This window comes from Paraliobacillus sp. X-1268 (assembly GCF_003426095.1).
Classification (GTDB): domain Bacteria; phylum Bacillota; class Bacilli; order Bacillales; family Amphibacillaceae; genus Paraliobacillus_A; species Paraliobacillus_A zengyii.
The window spans coordinates 762,341-780,644 of record NZ_QJSK01000001.1 but is presented as its reverse complement, the minus strand read 5'-3'; the positions used below and the strand labels follow the sequence as shown (position 1 = coordinate 780,644).

The window sequence follows — 18,304 nt, the reverse complement described above, 5'->3', positions numbered from 1 at the left end:
AACAGCAAATGTTTTAGGGGGGGATGAGTAATCGCAATCCCACAAACCGAAGATTCTCTATAGAAGCGTTCTTTGGGCCTGCGATTACTCGACCCACCTAAAACATTTGCTTCTATAGATAGCTAAGGTTGTGTCCACGGAAAGGGAGACCATTTGCTACCGTAGCGTGTCTAAAATTTATAAGACTCTCACCACAGAGTTTCTCTCAAGTTCGTAAGATGATTTTAAAAGAAGTGTGAAGTCAACTACTAGTAATACCAATACTTAAATGACTGATTCACTCTGCGAAAGTTGATCAATTATGCTAATATAGTAAAAGAAGTTATTACTATTAGTTGGGGGCTTTTAAAATTGAAAGATTTTTTCAAATATAAGATTTTTTTAGTAATGGGTGGCTTTCAGTTACTCGTATGTTTAGGATTTGGTTATTTGCTAGTTACAAGGTTCGAAAATAATCCACTATTAATTGTTGTGGAAGTTCTCTTGGTTATAGGTGTTTTATTAAATTACGTGTTTTATCGCTATTTTAAAAAAATATATACTAAAATAGATAAGTAAATATGTAGGGAGCAATGATGATAGCGATCATTGCTCCCTTTCCCATTTTTATCTGTTGTTTAAATTTTCTGATAATTATCAAAATGAAAAGCTGTGAATGAAATTTTTGTTGCTAATTATGATACAATAGTAGTGTTGTAAAGGAGGGGAAAGACATGGATCCACTAGATATTGTCGGTAATTTAGATCATGTAAAACCAGCGTACCAGCCCATTTTTAGTGCGATTACCCATTCGATAACGGGTTATGAAGTATTAGGCCGTTTTTATAATGGCGAAGAATGGGTAAGTTTAGGCGATTTTTTTCACGATATAGAAGTACCAGATGAATTTAAAGTTGAAGTTGATCAACATCTCTTACATATTGCAATTAGAGAAATGTTGGCATCAGATCAAACGTCTTTTTTATGTATTAATCGTAATGCAAAGCAATTACTACTGAATGATGGAGAAGATTTATTGCAAGCATTACAAAAGTTTGAAAAAGAAGGCTTTGCAATGAATCGAATTGTGATTGAAGTGACAGAAGAAGACATAGATGAAGATTTTGAAAATATAAATCACTTATTACTTTATTATAAAACATATGGCATTCAGATTGCGATTGATCATGTCGGTGCTAAAAGTGCTAATATCGATCGGATTCGCCAACTGGAGCCGCATATGTTAAAAATAGATACACGCATAATTGGTAGCTATAAAGAAAAAGGATTTCAAGATATTATGTATTCACTTGCAATGCTAGCGCATCGGATTGGTGCAGCATTATTGTTCGAGAATATTGAAGATGATTTCTTGCAATACTTTGCATGGAAAAATGGTGGCCGTTATTATCAAGGCTTCTATTTAGCTAAACCGGCTTTTGAACTTGGTTCGACCGAGACAGTAAACGTAAGTATTAGTAAAAAAGTTTCGGAATATATCCAACGGGAGAAATCATTGATTGAAGAGCGTTTAGGTTATATTTTGTCTTGGGAAGAAAAACTGAAACAGTTACTACCACAGTGGAAAGACCCGGAAAATGTTGATGGCTTTATAGAGGTGGTAACGAGTAACTTTAATCAAGAAAGCTTCCGGATGTACGTTTGTGATAGTAATGGGCAACAAGTGTCCGCTAACTTTAGAAAACAATCTACAAGTTGGGAAATTGAATCTGATCGTAAAGGATCAAACTGGGCATTTCGCCCGTACTTTTTAGAAAACATGATGCAAATGAAAATATGGAAAAAAGGCATATTATCTGATATATACTCCGATATTGAGACAAGAGAATTAATCCGAACATTTAGTTATCCACTATCTAGCTCATACTATTTATTTATCGATATACAATATACATTTATTTATGAGAATGAATGTTTATTAATTTGATCATTAACACATAAAGAAGATTCCGCTAAACCATGCGGAACTTTCGCCATTTATAAACAGAAGAAGTAGGTGTATTGATGCACGTTTATCACCAGTTTGTCCGGCGTATTATTATAAATTATTTACTTGGTTCCTTTGTTGCTGTCTTACTTGTCGGAGGGACGTTTATCTTTACAACGTTAGAAATACCTGAAGTTGAGCTATCTGTTATGCTCGCTACGATTCTTCTTTCGCTTGTTATCATGATGGGGGCGGAATTATATGTGCTACATAAAGATTTACACTTGATTAAGTTTGCGACGTCTGATAGGGAACTTTCGATGGAAGAAATTACTGCAGCGTATAAACAAACACATCGCTTTCCATTTTTAACTGTGCGTAGAATTTTGTTACCTCATTTCCTTGGGTTTTCGATTCCAGCTGGAGCTATCTCTATTCTATTTATTCAAATGGGGATCTTACACGTTTCTTATCAATATGTGGTATATGCGTATATTGGATCTGCCTTAGTTGCCGTTATGCATGGACTTGTTGAATATTACTTGAGCATTGAGGCGATTAAACCAGTTTTAGCTGATATAAGAAAAAAGGCAAGGACGATGCACCAAGTTGAACTATCTACACATGGGTATATATTTGTAACAATTAGAAAAACGTTAATAGCTAGTGCTTTAGTAATTGGTGTATCACCAATCTTATTATTTACGGTAGCTGCTCAAATTCGCTTAGAAGAGGTGGCACCTGAAATAGCCGCTGATTATTGGAATTGGGCTGGAGCAATTATTGTCATGAGTATGTTGTTCGCCTCTTTGAGTGCATGGTTATTTGCTAAATCAATTCAAGATCCAATAACAGAATTACAAGTTTCGATGAAAAAAGTACAGGAAGGTAACTTAGCAGTAGGTGCACAAGATAATTATTCCAATGATTTTTCAAAACTAATCGATGGATTTAATCACATGGTCATCTCTTTAAAGGATAAAGACACGATTAATCAAGAACTTTTAGAAAGTTTTATTACCACTTTGGCTGCAGCATTGGATGCACGCGATCCATATACAGCTGGTCATTCGATACGGGTTTCACAAAATGCAGTGAAAATAGGAAAAGAAATGGGTCTAGATGAAACGGAATTAATTCTTTTACGCAAAACGGGTCTTCTTCATGACATTGGTAAAATAGGTGTAGAAGATAGTGTTTTGCTGAAAGATGGTAAATTAACAGACGAAGAGTTTACTAAAATACAAGCACATCCAGTTTTGGGTGAAAATATTCTTAAACAAGTTAAACCACAAGAAGCAATGGAGCAAATGTTGCCTGGTGTTAGATCACATCATGAACGGTTTGATGGGAAGGGGTATCCTGATCAGTTAAAAGGAGAAGCCATTCCATTGTTCGGTCGGATTATTGCAGTGGCAGATGCATTTGATGCGATGACCTCAAACAGGCCATACCGAAATGCAATGCCAAAAGAGCGTGCATATGACATTATAAGAGGTGGAGCAGGAACACAATGGGACGCTGAGTGTGTATCAATCTTTTTAACACAACACGGACAAGATAAATAAAAAACAGGGTAACGACAAAGTAGTAGTCGGCACCCTGTTTTTTTATAAGTAGATGGGGAAAAATCACCAAATCATGCAAACCTCTTCGTTGGCTCTTTCTTGCAGTCTTCAGAAATGTCATCTTCTCGACTTGCTTACTTCTAATTTGTTGGCTTTTTGAGATCATTATTATAAGAATACCAATCTGCAATTCGATCGACATCCTCTTCTTCAAGCTCAGCTAATATATAGTCTCTCCCAAAAAAATTATTAAGGATAGAGCCTTTTAAAGTGGCCAGCCCTTGTTTGCGATGAAGTATGTGCTGTTTCTTTTCAAAAGCTTGAATACGCTTTTGCTTTAGCATAATTGTTTCTTTTGATAACTGACGCATCTGCAGTGTTAACATGGATTCGGTAAGCTTGAAACCAGTTGTGCGGTGAGTCAGGATACCTAACAGAATAGATAAAGCTAATACGATAAGTGGAATCCATATCCAATCGATAAAGAAGATCCCTACAGCAATTGATGCAAGTAAGGGAATCCAAATTGAACGTAAAAGATAGTATGGTAATGCCCTTTTTGGTAAGGGCGTATAGTTCTCAGGCAGATTACTATACTCCGGAATTATTTCATCTAAAAAGTCGTGTATCTTATTTTTTCCTAATAGAGGAAACAGTATCGTATTTGTTCCTTCTTGTTTATCTGTTTCCCCACCAGCTATCTCTACAAAAATAGTTGCTAACCCTAGCGGTTGGCGAATAATAGATTGTGTGATACCGACAGCTTGAATACGTTTCAACGGAATAGTTGTCTGTTTCTTTTCTAACAATCCGCGCGTAATATATAACTCCTCTTCATATCTCGTAATTGTGAAATTTCCATATTTTATCATCGTACCTAATATACCAACTAGCCAAACGCCAATAAAGAATAGGATCGATAATAGCACAATTGTTTCAATCGCTTGTGATATAAGCCAAGTGGTTGTTTCTTGGTAGAATTTATCTGGAATAAGTGTTTCAACTTGAGATGAAAGAAAAGCTAGTAAAGCTAAAATAATTCCAAAACTTCCTGATGTTGATCCTGCAATAAATAATTTGCGAAATGAAATTGTTCGAGATGGATAATCGCCCTCAGGCTTTGTGTCTTCTTCAACGAGTTTCTCTTCACTGTTAGTTGCAGTAGGTCGCTTTGCTTTTAATTGATCATGCAACCATTGACCTTCCGTAAATGTAACCGCACTTAGTGCCGCATCAACATCTTGATCACTACCAGCCGTTTCAATTTGTACTTTAGTTAATCCGAAAATACGGTGGATGATATTCTGTGATAGATCTATCGATTGAATTCTATTTTTAGAAATCGTCCGTTTTTTACGAATGAAAATACCTTGTTCAATCCGTAATTGATCTTCGTCAAGCTGATAAGTGAATTTCATCCAACCTATGACGTTCAAAACGATGAAAACAATAGTTAAAACGATAACGCCTAGTATGACATACTTGAAGAATCCATCATTAGAAGCTATTAAAATAATCGGAAGTAAGCCAAAGATAGATTGTCTTATCGTGTTGATTGCACGAAAAATAATTGCCGCTGGATGCAGTCTTTTTGCTTCAGACATCATCTTGCTCCACCCTCGCTAATTCAGAAATTTGATCGCGTAATGCGGATGCTTCTTCTTCAAGTAATGCGGGTATCTCATGTGTTGTTGCTGCAGTTGAAATCGTTAGACTTGATAAACCGTACCTTTTTAAAATTGGTCCTTGCTTAGTATCGACGTGTTGGACGCGAATCATCGGTACAAGTGTACGCGTGACAATAATAATACCATGTTGAATATAAATCTCTTGATCATAGATTTGATATCGCCACCTGTTCCAACGTATCTTCGGAATAAGGAAAATAGTGATGATGCTTTCTACTATTGTTACTACCAATAAACCAATTGCGTACCAATAAGAAAAAGAAAAAATGTTAGCTAAAACAAATAAAGTAATTGTAACAATAAGTGGGATGAGTGCCATTAATGTAGCATTTAATTGCCAAGCTTTAATCGCATCTTCTGCAATCCGCTCTTTTGGTGATTGTCTCAAAAAATATCTTCCTCTCTAGAAAAAGTAGTCTACTATATATACGGAAGGAAAAGGTAAATCGTTTCATTAATCGATACTTTTATTTTTTTAGCAAACGCCAATTAATAAGAAATAAACCTAGACTTGCGATAAGAAGAACCCAATAAGGTATGTTAATTGGGATACCAAAATCAGGAATAAGAAAAAAGACAGCAAACAAAGTACTTATCGAAATTGTACCAACTAGCCAGAGAATAAAAAACTCTTTCACCTTGTGAATCTTTTTAAATGCACTCCAACGTAGATATTGAACACATAGCCAAATGAATAATAAAGCCAGCAAGACGGAAAGGATACCTTGTATCAGAATGGATGGAAGATAGGTAGTTCTAAGTGCTTCACCAATCCCAAAGATATAAAATAAAACAACTCTAATAATACTAGATGCAAAAATAAGTGCAGCTAAAAACGATAAAATTCCAGTACTAACAAAAGTAATTCGTTCTTTCGTAACCATTTTTGGTAATTCACCTACTATCTCATCTGCATATTGTTTCGGATTATCACCGAAGATATCTTCTACTGAACGTCCATGTTCCTGTGCTGTTAGTAAATGATCTAATAGCTCGGTTAATATTTCTTCTGTTGCTTGTTCGGATTTATCAAAGGAGAGACGAATATATACAAGCATTTCTTCATAATAATATAAGTTTTCTTTATTTAACTGTTTACGTTTTTGATTGTTTTCTTCAATTAATTCTTTTACGTGCATCAAAATTCACCATCTTCCTTTAATAGTTGATCAACGGGTGATTTAATCATCTCCCAATTCTGTTTAAATAGTTTAAGTGCAACATTTCCTGATTCTGTTAAGGTGTAATATTTTCGATTAGGACCACTAACTGATTTACGCATTTCACCGGCAATTAATTTGTCTTTTTGTAAACGTAATAAAATTGGATAAATTGACCCCTCACTGACTTCTAGGCCTTGTTCTTCCAATTTAATCGATAATTCGTAACCATAGACTGTTTGTCGTGAAATAATTGCTAAAATGCATCCTTCTAAAATTCCTTTATATAACTGACTTCGAATTGCCAAAAAAATCATCTGCCTTTATCAGTAACTTGTTATACATAATAGCATAACATGTCTTTCGCTAACTTGCAATGCATAGTAGTGGAATATGCTCTTTTTATTTTTAGAAGTAACATTGAATAAGTAGAACTCTGTGGTAAGAGGCATAAAGTTCTTACCCGCTCCTCAAATGAAATTGACTCACTTTCCGCAGGCACGGCTTCAGCTAACTCGGATAAGCACAGTACGCTTTCCGAGTGGATCCTCAGCTCACGCTGTTCCTTCCTGCAGGAGTGTCGCCAATTTCACTTGATCCGCTAGTTTTGTCTTTACACATTTTATGAACTACAAATAAACACATTAGTCATTAGTCTCTTGAAAATATTTCGATTGATTCTGTGTCTTACGCTTAAAAATAGTTCCACTAATTAGCGAAGGAAGCAAATGCTTGACACTCCTACGGGAACAGCGAATGTTTTTGATGGGATGAGTAATCGCAATCCCACGAGCCGAAGATCCACTTAATAAAGCGTTCTTTGGACCTGCGATTACTCGGGGCCCACCGAAAACATTTGCTTTATTAAGTTAGCTGAGGCCGTGCCCGTGGAAAGGGAAAGCATTTGTTTGCGTAGCGAGTAAGACCAAAATGTTACGTCACAGTTGATATATACTCTGGTAAAAGGTAATTGCTATGTTAATTCTTTCATTGACAACAACCTTTTAGAAATCAGACCTTTTTAAAGAATGTACGTAATAGAATAAATATAATCCAAACACAATACAGCAAACGATTAGCGTTTAATTTTTAACTGAGTAAGTTGAGTTAGTTATATTAAATCTAAGCAATATGATAGAAAAGAGCTAAAAAAAAGAGGTCACACAATTTGTGTGACCTCTTTACTATTAGTCGGTTGTATCCTATTTTGATAGTGAACGTAACGAGATTTTTTACTGCTATTTCACGTCCATATAGGGCTTATTAATATAATGATATACCCAACCCATTAAGAAATGTCCACCAATAATGTTACCAATTGTGACAGGTATTAAGTTAAAAATAGCACCACTAATAGAAATAGTATCAGGATGGTCTAATACTAATGCAATCGCAAATGTACACATATTTGCAATACTATGTTCATACCCAGAAATGAAAAATCCGAATACGAAAAGCATCATTGTAAATAATTTTGCGCCATCTCCTTTCATTTTCATCGGAATGAAAAAGGCGAGACAGATAAGCCAATTACACAATATTCCCCGAAAAAAGAGTTCCCAAAAAGGAATGTGCATTTTCTTGGCTGCCGCATCCAGTAAATATGTATTAACAGAGCTATCTGCAAAAAGACCAGTTGCATAAATAAAGATCGCAAAGCCAATTGCACCAATAATATTACCTGCATATGTTGCTCCCCACATACGGAAGACAGTTATCCAGTGCATTTTTTTGTTTAAAGCTGTTATCGTAAAATAAAACGTATTACCTGTAAATAAATCTCCACCGCCATAAACAATTAAAATAATCGCAGCACCAAATGTAATAGCGGCCAAAGGATAAGCAAAAGGAGAACCTTCAAGATAAAAATAATTTCCTGTTTTAAAGGCAACAATAACACCAAAACCAATAAACATGCTTGCCAATGCAGCCCGAATGAGATAGATCAAACGACTATGTTGAAACGTTTTTTGCTTCTTTAATGCTAGTTCTTCAACTTGTTTTAATGCTTCCATTTCCATTTTATCACCTGAAAACCTATAGAATTTTATGTCATTTATTCTTTTCCAAAGTCTGTGAAGTATTATACAATTTTATCATACAACTATTTGTACATATGTTCAACCATCAACCTGAGATTTTACACACAGTATTTGTTTTCTTTGTTTCTGACGTGTAAAGTGTAAGCAAATAAAGTTCTACTGAGAGGAGTACAAGTTAATGAAAAACTCGGAACGATTTATTATTGCTTTTAATAAAATTGAAGCTTTTTTTGATAAAGCAATTAATGAAAAAAGACACCTTTCTTTTTATCGATCTGTTCAATTGTTAAAAAGGTCAAATGCGATAGTAGATCGGTATCAAGACGATTTATTAGAATATGCAGAGCTACGGAATGCTATTATTCATGAACGAACCGATACCAATTATGCGATTGCGGAGCCACACGATGATGTAGTCGAAAGAATGGAAAAAATAAAAGAGAAGCTGACTGCACCAGAATTAGTAATACCTAGGTTCTTTAAGGAAATGCGTCAAATTCAAGCAGAGGCTACTTTAAATGATGTTTTACAGGTTATCCGCGAAACAGACTATTCCCAATTTCCTGTTTATCGTGACAAGGAATTCATTGGCTTGTTAACAGATAAAGGTATCACGCATTGGTTAGCGAGACATGCAAAAGGAAATGCAGATCATTTATTTCAAACCGCAGCATATGAGGTCATAAAAGATGATGATAGAGCACACAATTATAAGTTCATTAGTAAATCAATGAGTATATATCAAGCCGAGCACTATTTCCTAGAGCAAATAAAAGAAACAAAACAACTTGACGCATTGCTGATCACGGAAAATGGTAAGCTAGAAGAAACGTTAATAGGTATGATTACATCAAAAGATTTAATTGAGATCCCTTAAATAGTTTATTTTTAATAGGGTGCTCAAGTAGAGCGCCCTATTAAAAATAAACTTAGTCTTTTTCGTGCATAGTAAATGAAGAAACAGGAAGAGGAGTAATTGGATCAAGACAAGTGATACTACAAAAACAATTTAAATCTACTGTTATGCAGATACCGGTAGATTGGAAATCTTTAATACTATTACCAGGGAAATAATCACATACATCACGACCACCCGGACATGGAGTAGATCCACCAGCTGTAACTGGAAGTAATAGTTCTAGTTTGACACAGCATTCACTACCTTCGACAAATTTCTTCGCGCGGAAGATAGGTGTTTCGACACACCCAAAATAAGTGTTGCCTGACTTTCCTAGCTCATCTTGAAAGACACCATTACCAATAAAAGGTTTACAATCTTGACAATAAAGAATGAAAGGTATCGTTGTATTAGTACCATTTACCGTTTGTGTTTGTGGTGAAAGTAATTGTTGTATAGACTGTTCACAACTCGTTACGCAATGATTATTATTATTCGCAACTTCATCTTGTGCATGGACAATTTGTTGGACAATGTCACATACACATTGATCAAATTCTGTATTTAGATTAGTACTCAAGTTAATTCCTCCCTTCTATTGAAGATACTTTACTATACGCAATAGAATAGGAAAGGATTGAGATAGATATCTAGTAAATATAAAAATAGGATAATGACTGCGTCTAAATATAATAAAACTATTCGGTTACCCCCTGATAGATTTTCTGTAATCGTTCTTCAAACAATTCAAGTTGGACGATCCTTGCTTCTCGTAAATATTCTTTTCCATCTACAAATAACAGTAGAACAGGGACAGTGAAAATAGAAAACTTGCCAGCAACTTCAGGCAATTGATCCACCGCTACATGTCCAAGTGCGATTTCTGGATACCTTCTCATAATAGCTTCTACTTGCGGTAATAAACTATGACAAACACTGCAATTCTGCTTTGAAATATAGAGAAAAGCTAGGTTATTTTGGTTAATAAAGTGATCTAGTTTGTTGATAGATTTAATTATCTGAAATGTAGTCATGATCTATTCCTTTCCTATTCTGTATTTTAGGTATGCTAAATTTGTCTTAAAAAAGATGGGGATAGTTTATCATAATTTCTATAAAAGTACATAAAAATAGTTATTTGTCGATTATATGTCGAAAAAGAAAGAAAAACATTTAAAAAACTATACATTTTTATAAATCGCGACCGATAATAGTAAAGTCAAAACAAAACAAATTAATATAAAAATAAAGGGGAGTATAAAATGAAGAAATTAACACAATTTAAATCGATTCGAACTAAAATTTTACTTGGTTTTTCAATTATTATCGTATTAATCTTTGGTTATAGTGCTTATAATATTATTTCTTCAAATATTATGCAGACAGATACAGAGGATATTACAGATCATCAATTGCCATTATTAATTGCAGATGAGCAATTAAAATTTAATATAGTTCAACGAACAGGATTTGCACGTGCATATTTTTTATATGGGGATCCACTATATAAAGATTTGTTTAATCAACTTACTGAAGAAAGTGTTGCATTACAAGAAGAGGCCTTAAATTATAGCGATTCAGATGAATTAAAACAGTTGATTGCTGCTAGCAAGGAATGGCGAGCTTTAATTGAAGAGAATGTATTTACATTATATGATCAAGGAAATGAAGTAGAAGCACAGGCGTATTTTAAAAGTACTGTAGAGCCAATGGGACAAGAAATTGTAATGGGTTTTATTTCTTTAGTAGAAACAAGAGAAAACCTCATTAGAGAAGCTGGTAATGAGCTTTTAGTTCAAAATAAAGCAAACAGTACAGTAGGTATTGTTATTGGTATAACACTTTTCATAATTGCTGTAATCATTGCATTATTTATAGCTAAAATTATTACGAAGCCAATTAAGCGTGTTAATGAACAAATGAATGAAATTGCGAGTGGTAATTTATCAATAGAACCGTTAGAAGTTACTTCACAGGATGAAGTTGGCCAGTTGATTGAGGCTATGAATCAAATGCAAGTGAATTTAACAGAAATTGTTGCTGAAATTCAAGAAGTTTCTGGAGCTGTCGCAAGTCAAAGTGAAGAGCTGACACAATCTTCTAATGAGGTGCGAGAAGCAAGTGATCAAGTTGCTACGACAATGGAAGAATTATCATCTGGTGCTGAATCACAAGCTGATACAACAACAGACCTTGCGAGTTCAATGGCAGATTTCTCAACTAAAATTCAAGATGCTAATAAGAAAGGTGAAGATGTATATCAAGCTTCACAACAAGTCATTACGTTAACAACAGAAGGTAGTCAATCAATGAATAGCTCGATTGAGCAAATGCGTTCGATATTTGATGTTGTGACAGAAGCAGTTAATCAGGTTAAAGGATTGGATACGCAATCAAAAGAAATTTCAAAACTAGTAAGTGTTATCAAAGACATTGCAGAGCAAACAAATTTATTAGCTTTAAATGCAGCAATTGAAGCTGCTCGTGCAGGTGAACATGGAAAAGGGTTCGCAGTTGTTGCGGATGAAGTTCGTAAGTTAGCAGAGCAAGTTGGCGTTTCTGTAACGGATATTACAGGCATAGTAGGGAATATTCAAAAAGAAACTAAATTAGTAACGTCTTCGCTTGAAGGTGGGCATAAAGAAGTTGAAAAAGGTATGAGCCAAGTTACTTCAACTGGAGAAACATTTAAACAGATGCACAGTGAATTAAATGGTATGGCTACAGGTATTCGTGATATTTCGAATAATTTAGAATTAATAAACCAAAATAGTGATACAATGAATAATGCAATTGAAGAAATTGCTTCCGTTTCGGAAGAATCAGCAGCAGGAATTCAAGAAACAGCAGCTTCGATCGAACAAACAAGTACATCGATGGAAGAAGTTGCAAATAGTTCAGGTAAATTAGCAAAACTAGCGGATAGTTTAAATAAAGTTACTGCTCGTTTTAAATTGTAAGTTTCAAAAATCCGATCAGCTTGCTGATCGGGTTTATTTATGTAATGCATAACGCTTACATTGTTGCGTAATGAAAAAACATAAAAAAAAATAAAAGATTTTTATGCTGTGTTTCTTCATATTTAATAATGAAGTCTAAAATGCAATGCATATGCATGTTAACTAATTGCTAGTGAAAAATAAATCATGTATACTTTTTTATATTGTTTGATATAAAGAGGATTCATAAAATAATCGATTACTACTTTATGAAAAATAAACGTTTTTAATTTGAGGAGGTCTAGACACTTGTCTGCATTACATATTGCAATTATCGTACCGTTTTTATTTGCATTAATTGTGCCGTTGTTGTACAACAAAATACCAAAAATTCACACGGGTTGGTTTGTTTTAATTTTACCAACTATTTTATTTGCCTATCTAATAAGTTTTATTCCGACACTTTCAGCAGGTGAAGTTGTTGTTAGGAAATTAACTTGGGTACCGTCACTCGGTATAAACTTTGATATACGTTTAGATGGTTTGTCCTTACTGTTTGGGTTATTGATTACGGGAATAGGTGCACTTGTTGTTTTATATTCCATTTTCTATTTAACCAAAAAAGGGGAAGCACTCCATAATTTTTATTTCTATTTATTAATGTTCATGGGTGCGATGCTCGGTGTTGTATTATCTGGAAATCTAATGGTTATGTATGTATTTTGGGAACTGACAAGTTTGTCATCATCTTTATTAATTGGTTATTGGCATCACAGAGAGAAATCCCGTTATGGTGCACAGAAGTCAATGCTCATAACCGTGACCGGTGGTTTTGCAATGCTCGCTGGTTTCGCCTTGTTATATGTTATGACAGGAACATTTACAATAACTGAAATTATTGCACAAGCAGACGTTGTAGCAGCTAGTAATTTGTTTATCCCTGCTATGTTACTTATCCTTCTAGGTGCATTTACCAAGTCGGCACAGTTTCCATTTCATATTTGGTTACCGGATGCGATGGAAGCACCAACACCAGTTAGTGCATATTTGCACTCTGCAACAATGGTTAAAATGGGCATCTATCTTGTTGCTCGATTAAGTCCTGTTTTCTCAGGTGCCCCTGAATGGTTCTGGATCGTTTCAGGTGTTGGTCTATTAACCTTACTGTGGGGTTCATTTAACGCAGTTCGACAAACAGATTTGAAATCGATTTTAGCATACTCAACGATCAGTCAATTAGGAATGCTTATGAGTATGTTAGGGGTTGGCTCTGCTGCTGCATACTACGGTTATGAAGCTGGTTATACCGCTGCAACAGTTGCTGCGATCTTCCACTTGATTAACCACTCGACCTTTAAAGGTAGTTTATTTATGGTTGCTGGTATTGTTGACCATGAAACAGGCACAAGGGATATTCGGAAATTGGGTGGTTTAATGACCTTTATGCCAATTACCTTCACCCTTTCGATTATTGGTGCTTTTTCAATGGCAGGAATTTATCCGTTTAATGGTTTCTTAAGTAAAGAAATGTTCTTAGCTACAATGTTAAACGCTACCGAAATTGCTGACTTTAATATGCAAACATTTGGTATATTATTCCCGGTAATTGCTTGGGTAGCAAGTGTGTTTACCTTTATCTACTGTATGGTTCTTGTGTTTAAAACATTCACAGGTAAATATCAGCCTGAAAAATTAGAAAAAAAGCCACACGAAGCACCAATTGGTATGTTAATCCCACCAATTATTTTAGCTAGTCTTGTTGTCTTGTTTGGTCTATTTCCAAACATATTGTCACACAGTATCATTGAACCAGCAGTTCAAGCGATTTATCCAGCTTCCTTAACTGGAGTGGAACATTTTGATATTCATATTTCAGCATGGCATGGAATCGATTATGCACCATTGCATATGACAATTGGTATCATTGTAGTTGGTTTATTGCTTTATTTAACACTGCCAAAATGGCAAAAAATATACCAGTATTTACGCTTGCATCAAAAAGATCCAGTCAACTATGCCTATGACTACTTATTAGAGAAGTTGGTTGTTGTTGCAGCTAAAATTACAAATATCCAAATAACAGGATTGTTACGTGATTATTTTGTATACATGTATGTCTTCTTACTTGGGTTAACCTTCTATACGATGTATCGATTTAATGCTTTTGCAATTGATACAATAAATGTTGCACCAATTCCTCTTTATGTATGGTTTGTGGTTGCTGTCGTCACAGCAGCTGTCATAGTAGTACCATTCATAAATAACAAGGTGGTTGCAATTATATCTGTTGGTTTTGTCGGGTTTTTAGTTTCTCTATTTTATGTTTTATTCCGTGCTCCAGACTTAGCGTTAACTCAACTATTAGTTGAGACGGTAACAACTGCATTGTTCTTGCTTTGTTTCTATCATTTACCGGAATTACGAAAAGAAAAGTCTAAACCAACATTTAAATGGGTTAATGTTATTATCTCAGTTGGTGTTGGTGCGTTGGTAACGGTCATGGCTTTAAGTGCTTTGTCATTTGGAAATAAAAAACCATTTGAGTCTATCTCCCAATATTATATCGATAATGCGCATGATCTTGGCGGTGGAGATAATATTGTTAACGTCATTTTAGTTGACTTTCGTGGTCTTGATACGATGCTAGAAATTCTAGTATTGGGGATTGCTGCGTTAGGTGTTGTAACATTAATTAAATTACGTATGAGTGGAAAGGAAGATGTTTAAAATGAAAAATAATTTATCTTTGCATACAATTACGCAAATTGCAGTTTTCATTGTACTCTCCTTTTCCTTTTATCTTTTATTCGCTGGACATAGTAATCCTGGCGGCGGTTTTATTGGTGCGTTGATGACAGCATCAGCGATTGTACTGTTGTACATTAGTTTTGATCTAAAAACAATCAAGAAAGTGTTACCATTTTATTATCCGTATTTTATAAGTACAGGATTACTCATTGCAATGGGGACAGGAGTAAGCAGTACGTTGTTTGGTTATCCCTTCTTAACCCAATTCTTTGAATACGTAAATCTACCTATTCTTGGTGAAACAGAGTTAACGACTGCATTAGTGTTTGATATTGGTGTATTTCTCGTCGTGATTGGTGTAGCTCTATTAATTATTACAACGATTGCGGAGGATGAGGACTAATGGAAATTTTAATTGTCGTATTAATTGGTATATTGTTTTCAGTTGCAACTTATTTAATTTTAACAAAAAGTTTATTCCGTGTTGTCTTAGGTACCGTACTGATCTCACATGGTGCGCATCTTCTCATTTTAACGATGGGTGGACTTGGTGTCGGATCAGCTCCGCTATTAGGTGAAGAGGCTTCTAGTTACACAGATCCGTTACCACAAGCATTAATTTTAACAGCAATTGTTATTAGCTTTGGTATGACAGCATTATTATTAGTAATGACATATCGTACCTATAAAGTACATCAAACCGATGATTTAGATAAATTAAGGGGAAGATCAGATGAGTAATTTTTTAATGCTGCCAATATTGCTGCCAATGTTTATTGGCACGCTATTAATCTTTTTTGCAAAAAAACATAAATTACAACGTGTGATCGCTGGAACTGCAGCTATAGCACAATTAGGCGTAGCGATATACTTAGGCTATATCGTATATGTCGATGCAAGCCAAATCATCACGCTAGAAGTTGGGGATTGGAGTGCACCATTTGGTATTGTGCTAGTAGCAGATATGTTAGCGACAATGATGGTTTTACTTTCCAGCATAGTTGGTGTGGTTTGTTTATTCTTCGCATTTAAAACGATTCATAGCGAACGAGAGAAATTTTACTTTTATCCATTCTACTTTTTCTTACTTACAGGTGTGAATGGCGCATTTCTAACTGGTGATTTATTCAATTTATTTGTTTTCTTTGAAGTAATGTTAATCGCTTCTTATGTATTAATTGTTCACGGTGGAACCGGGTATCAATTACGTGAATCCTTTAAATATGTTGTGATGAATATGGTTGCATCTGCGTTTTTCCTTGTGGGACTCGCATTGTTATATGCAACAACCGGAACATTAAATATGGCTGATTTAGCTGAACGCGTTCAAGTAATGGGACAGGAAGGCATTCTAAATGTTATTGCGATCGTCTTTTTGTTTGTTTTTGGGGCAAAAGGCGCCTTGTTTCCACTATATTTTTGGTTACCTAAGTCATATTACGGACCTCCAGCAGCAATCTCTGCGTTATTTGGTGGTTTACTAACGAAGGTTGGTATTTATGCGATCATTAGAATGTTTACATTAATATTCATTCATAATACAGGGTTTACACATACTATTATTTTGGCACTTGCTGGCGCTACGATGTTTTTTGGTGTCCTTGGTGCTGTATCGCAATTTGATTTCAAACGAATCCTCTCTTACCATATCATTAGTCAAGTTGGTTACATGGTAATGGGATTAGGCATCTACACGCAATTAGCTTTAGCAGGTGCTATTTACTATATTGCACATCACATTATTGTGAAATCTGCATTGTTTCTATTTGCCGGAGCAACAGAAAAAATTACTGGAACGACAGATTTGAAGAAAATGGGTGGTTTATTAAAAACTCATCCATGGGTAGGATGGCTTTTCTTTATATCAGCTATGTCTCTTGCTGGTATTCCGCCACTTAGTGGGTTCTTCAGTAAATTCGCATTGATTTTGTCAGCTATACAAGAACAGAGTTATGTGATTGTTACTGTGGCATTAGTTGTTGGTATTTTAACCTTGTTCTCTATGATGAAAATTTTCATGTATGCATTTTGGGGAGAACCAACTATACCAGTTGAAAAAGTAAATAGGAAAGAAATGTTTTCCTTATTACGTCCTATTATTCCATTAGTAGCTTTAACAGTTTGCTTAGGATTTTTCGCGGAACCAGTATTTCAATACTCACTAGGTGTTGCTGATCAAATTCTAGATCCAGCTAATTATGTAAATGCGGTCTTAGGTTCAAAATAGATCATGAATTAAAGGGGTAGTGCAATGGCTTTACAAATCTTATTAAACCTTAGTATAGCGTTAATATGGATGTTATTAACAAGTCAATTTACTTTTTCATCCTTTCTTATTGGATATGTGATAGGTGTTTTATTATTATACTTATTCCGACGCTTTCTTCAATTTGATATATATTTCTCTAAAATTATCGCTTTTGCTAAACTAGTTATACTTTTTCTAAAAGAAATGGTAATAGCAAATATTGATGTTGCAAGAATTATTATAACACCAAGATTAAAAATGAATCCTGGGATCATCGCTTATCCAACAGAATTAAAATCGGGATTAGAAGTAACGCTGTTAGCAAGCCTGATAACATTGACACCAGGTACACTTGTAATGGCTTTCTCAGATGATCAAAAAACGCTCTATATTCATACCTTAGATATTGACAGTAAAGAAGCTGTCGTTGCAGGTATAAAATCCACCTTTGAAAAAGGGATTCTGGAGGTGACAGAATAATGCTAGAAACGGTTGCTTGGATCGTATTAATGTTGTTATCTGTTGCCATCGTATTATGTTTCATTCGAATGATTATCGGACCGTCTATTTTTGATCGTATTGTTGCTTTAGATTTATTAGGTGTAACTATGATAGGTTTTGTTGGTATGTTAATGATCATTCAACATACGTTAGTATACGTAGATGTAGTATTAGTATTGGGTATCTTATCTTTTGTAGGAACAATAGCCTTATCGAAGTATATGGAAGGGGGTGTTGTAATTGACAGAGATAATAATTAGTTTTTTTGTACTACTTGGTGCGTTGTTTATGCTGTTAGGTGCAATTGCTATTGTACGTTTACCTGATGCATATACACGTATTAATGCAGCAACTAAAGCTGCAACACTAGGTGTTATTGGCATTATGATCGGTGTATTCTTATTCTTTGTATTTGCAGAGAATAGTATAAGCGGGAAGATTTTATTAACAATTATTTTTGTGTTTCTTACAGCCCCCATTTCCGGTTTTATGATGGCACGTTCCGCTTATCATACAAAAGTACCAATATGGAAACATAATACGAGAGATGATTTGAAGGATGCATTGAAAGAAAAAAATTAACT

General features: G+C 34.8%; 18 protein-coding genes. 11 read left to right on the top strand and 7 right to left on the bottom strand.

Going from position 1 to position 18,304, the window contains the following annotated elements; translation table 11 throughout:
* Positions 1 to 713: 713 nt before the first annotated feature.
* Both D2K62_RS03960 and D2K62_RS03955 read left to right on the top strand, forming a co-directional pair.
* Positions 714 to 1,928: an EAL domain-containing protein gene (locus tag D2K62_RS03960; RefSeq protein WP_117160939.1), complete on the top strand. Its 1,215-nt coding sequence runs from the start codon at positions 714 to 716 to the stop codon at positions 1,926 to 1,928.
* A gap of 77 nt (positions 1,929 to 2,005) precedes the next feature.
* Entirely contained in the window at positions 2,006 to 3,496 is a 1,491-nt protein-coding gene (locus D2K62_RS03955) for an HD domain-containing phosphohydrolase (protein ID WP_117160938.1), read from the top strand.
* A 140-nt stretch (positions 3,497 to 3,636) separates the two neighbouring features.
* Here D2K62_RS03955 and D2K62_RS03950 read toward each other — a convergent pair whose 3' ends face one another.
* The 5 genes from D2K62_RS03950 to D2K62_RS03930 form a co-directional block, all read right to left on the bottom strand.
* Positions 3,637 to 5,100 carry a PH domain-containing protein gene (locus D2K62_RS03950; RefSeq protein WP_232827955.1) on the bottom strand — a complete coding sequence of 488 codons (1,464 nt, stop codon included), beginning with the start codon at positions 5,098 to 5,100 and terminating at the stop codon, positions 3,637 to 3,639.
* Positions 5,093 to 5,572 carry a PH domain-containing protein gene (locus D2K62_RS03945; protein ID WP_117160936.1) on the bottom strand — a complete coding sequence of 160 codons (480 nt, stop codon included), beginning with the start codon at positions 5,570 to 5,572 and terminating at the stop codon, positions 5,093 to 5,095. Before D2K62_RS03945 ends, D2K62_RS03950 begins: the two co-directional genes overlap by 8 nt.
* 79 nt (positions 5,573 to 5,651) lie before the next feature.
* Positions 5,652 to 6,323, bottom strand: a complete 672-nt coding sequence (locus tag D2K62_RS03940; protein ID WP_117160935.1) for a DUF1129 family protein — start codon at positions 6,321 to 6,323, stop codon at positions 5,652 to 5,654.
* Positions 6,323 to 6,652: a PadR family transcriptional regulator gene (locus D2K62_RS03935; RefSeq protein WP_117160934.1), complete on the bottom strand. Its 330-nt coding sequence runs from the start codon at positions 6,650 to 6,652 to the stop codon at positions 6,323 to 6,325. The genes D2K62_RS03940 and D2K62_RS03935 overlap by 1 nt, the downstream gene beginning before the upstream one ends.
* Positions 6,653 to 7,582: 930 nt before the next feature.
* Positions 7,583 to 8,365 carry a formate/nitrite transporter family protein gene (locus D2K62_RS03930; protein ID WP_112180578.1) on the bottom strand — a complete coding sequence of 261 codons (783 nt, stop codon included), beginning with the start codon at positions 8,363 to 8,365 and terminating at the stop codon, positions 7,583 to 7,585.
* Between the two features lie 199 nt (positions 8,366 to 8,564).
* Here D2K62_RS03930 and D2K62_RS03925 point away from each other — a divergent pair, with 199 nt between their 5' ends.
* Positions 8,565 to 9,263, top strand: a complete 699-nt coding sequence (locus D2K62_RS03925; protein ID WP_112180579.1) for a CBS domain-containing protein — start codon at positions 8,565 to 8,567, stop codon at positions 9,261 to 9,263.
* A 52-nt stretch (positions 9,264 to 9,315) separates the two neighbouring features.
* Here the strand turns inward: D2K62_RS03925 and D2K62_RS03920 are convergent, their stop codons facing one another.
* Together D2K62_RS03920 and D2K62_RS03915 are read right to left on the bottom strand one after the other, a co-directional pair.
* Positions 9,316 to 9,864 (bottom strand): CotY/CotZ family spore coat protein, encoded by a 549-nt coding sequence (locus tag D2K62_RS03920; RefSeq protein ID WP_232827954.1) that lies wholly within the window; start codon positions 9,862 to 9,864, stop codon positions 9,316 to 9,318.
* A 118-nt stretch (positions 9,865 to 9,982) separates the two neighbouring features.
* Positions 9,983 to 10,318, bottom strand: a complete 336-nt coding sequence (locus D2K62_RS03915; protein WP_112180581.1) for a thioredoxin family protein — start codon at positions 10,316 to 10,318, stop codon at positions 9,983 to 9,985.
* Positions 10,319 to 10,546: 228 nt separating this feature from the next.
* Here D2K62_RS03915 and D2K62_RS03910 point away from each other — a divergent pair, with 228 nt between their 5' ends.
* The 8 genes from D2K62_RS03910 to mnhG all read left to right on the top strand — a co-directional run bounded on the left by D2K62_RS03910 (position 10,547) and on the right by mnhG (position 18,302).
* Positions 10,547 to 12,244 carry a methyl-accepting chemotaxis protein gene (locus D2K62_RS03910; RefSeq protein ID WP_112180582.1) on the top strand — a complete coding sequence of 566 codons (1,698 nt, stop codon included), beginning with the start codon at positions 10,547 to 10,549 and terminating at the stop codon, positions 12,242 to 12,244.
* A gap of 288 nt (positions 12,245 to 12,532) precedes the next feature.
* Entirely contained in the window at positions 12,533 to 14,950 is a 2,418-nt protein-coding gene (locus D2K62_RS03905) for a Na+/H+ antiporter subunit A (RefSeq protein WP_112180583.1), read from the top strand.
* A 1-nt stretch (position 14,951) separates the two neighbouring features.
* Positions 14,952 to 15,374, top strand: coding sequence for a Na(+)/H(+) antiporter subunit B (locus tag D2K62_RS03900; protein WP_112180584.1), 423 nt, complete (start codon positions 14,952 to 14,954; stop codon positions 15,372 to 15,374).
* Positions 15,374 to 15,712 carry a Na(+)/H(+) antiporter subunit C gene (locus D2K62_RS03895; RefSeq protein ID WP_112180585.1) on the top strand — a complete coding sequence of 113 codons (339 nt, stop codon included), beginning with the start codon at positions 15,374 to 15,376 and terminating at the stop codon, positions 15,710 to 15,712. Before D2K62_RS03900 ends, D2K62_RS03895 begins: the two co-directional genes overlap by 1 nt.
* The gene (locus tag D2K62_RS03890; RefSeq protein WP_112180586.1) at positions 15,705 to 17,198 is read left to right on the top strand and encodes a Na+/H+ antiporter subunit D; all 1,494 of its coding nucleotides are present in this window, start codon (positions 15,705 to 15,707) and stop codon (positions 17,196 to 17,198) included. Before D2K62_RS03895 ends, D2K62_RS03890 begins: the two co-directional genes overlap by 8 nt.
* 24 nt (positions 17,199 to 17,222) lie before the next feature.
* Positions 17,223 to 17,699: a Na+/H+ antiporter subunit E gene (locus D2K62_RS03885; protein WP_117160932.1), complete on the top strand. Its 477-nt coding sequence runs from the start codon at positions 17,223 to 17,225 to the stop codon at positions 17,697 to 17,699.
* A complete protein-coding gene (locus tag D2K62_RS03880) occupies positions 17,699 to 17,980 on the top strand; it encodes a Na(+)/H(+) antiporter subunit F1 (RefSeq protein WP_112180588.1) in 282 nt (93 codons plus the stop codon). Before D2K62_RS03885 ends, D2K62_RS03880 begins: the two co-directional genes overlap by 1 nt.
* On the top strand, positions 17,961 to 18,302 hold the full coding sequence (gene mnhG, locus D2K62_RS03875) for a monovalent cation/H(+) antiporter subunit G (RefSeq protein ID WP_112180589.1): 342 nt from the start codon (positions 17,961 to 17,963) through the stop codon (positions 18,300 to 18,302). Before D2K62_RS03880 ends, mnhG begins: the two co-directional genes overlap by 20 nt.
* Positions 18,303 to 18,304 lie beyond the last annotated feature (2 nt).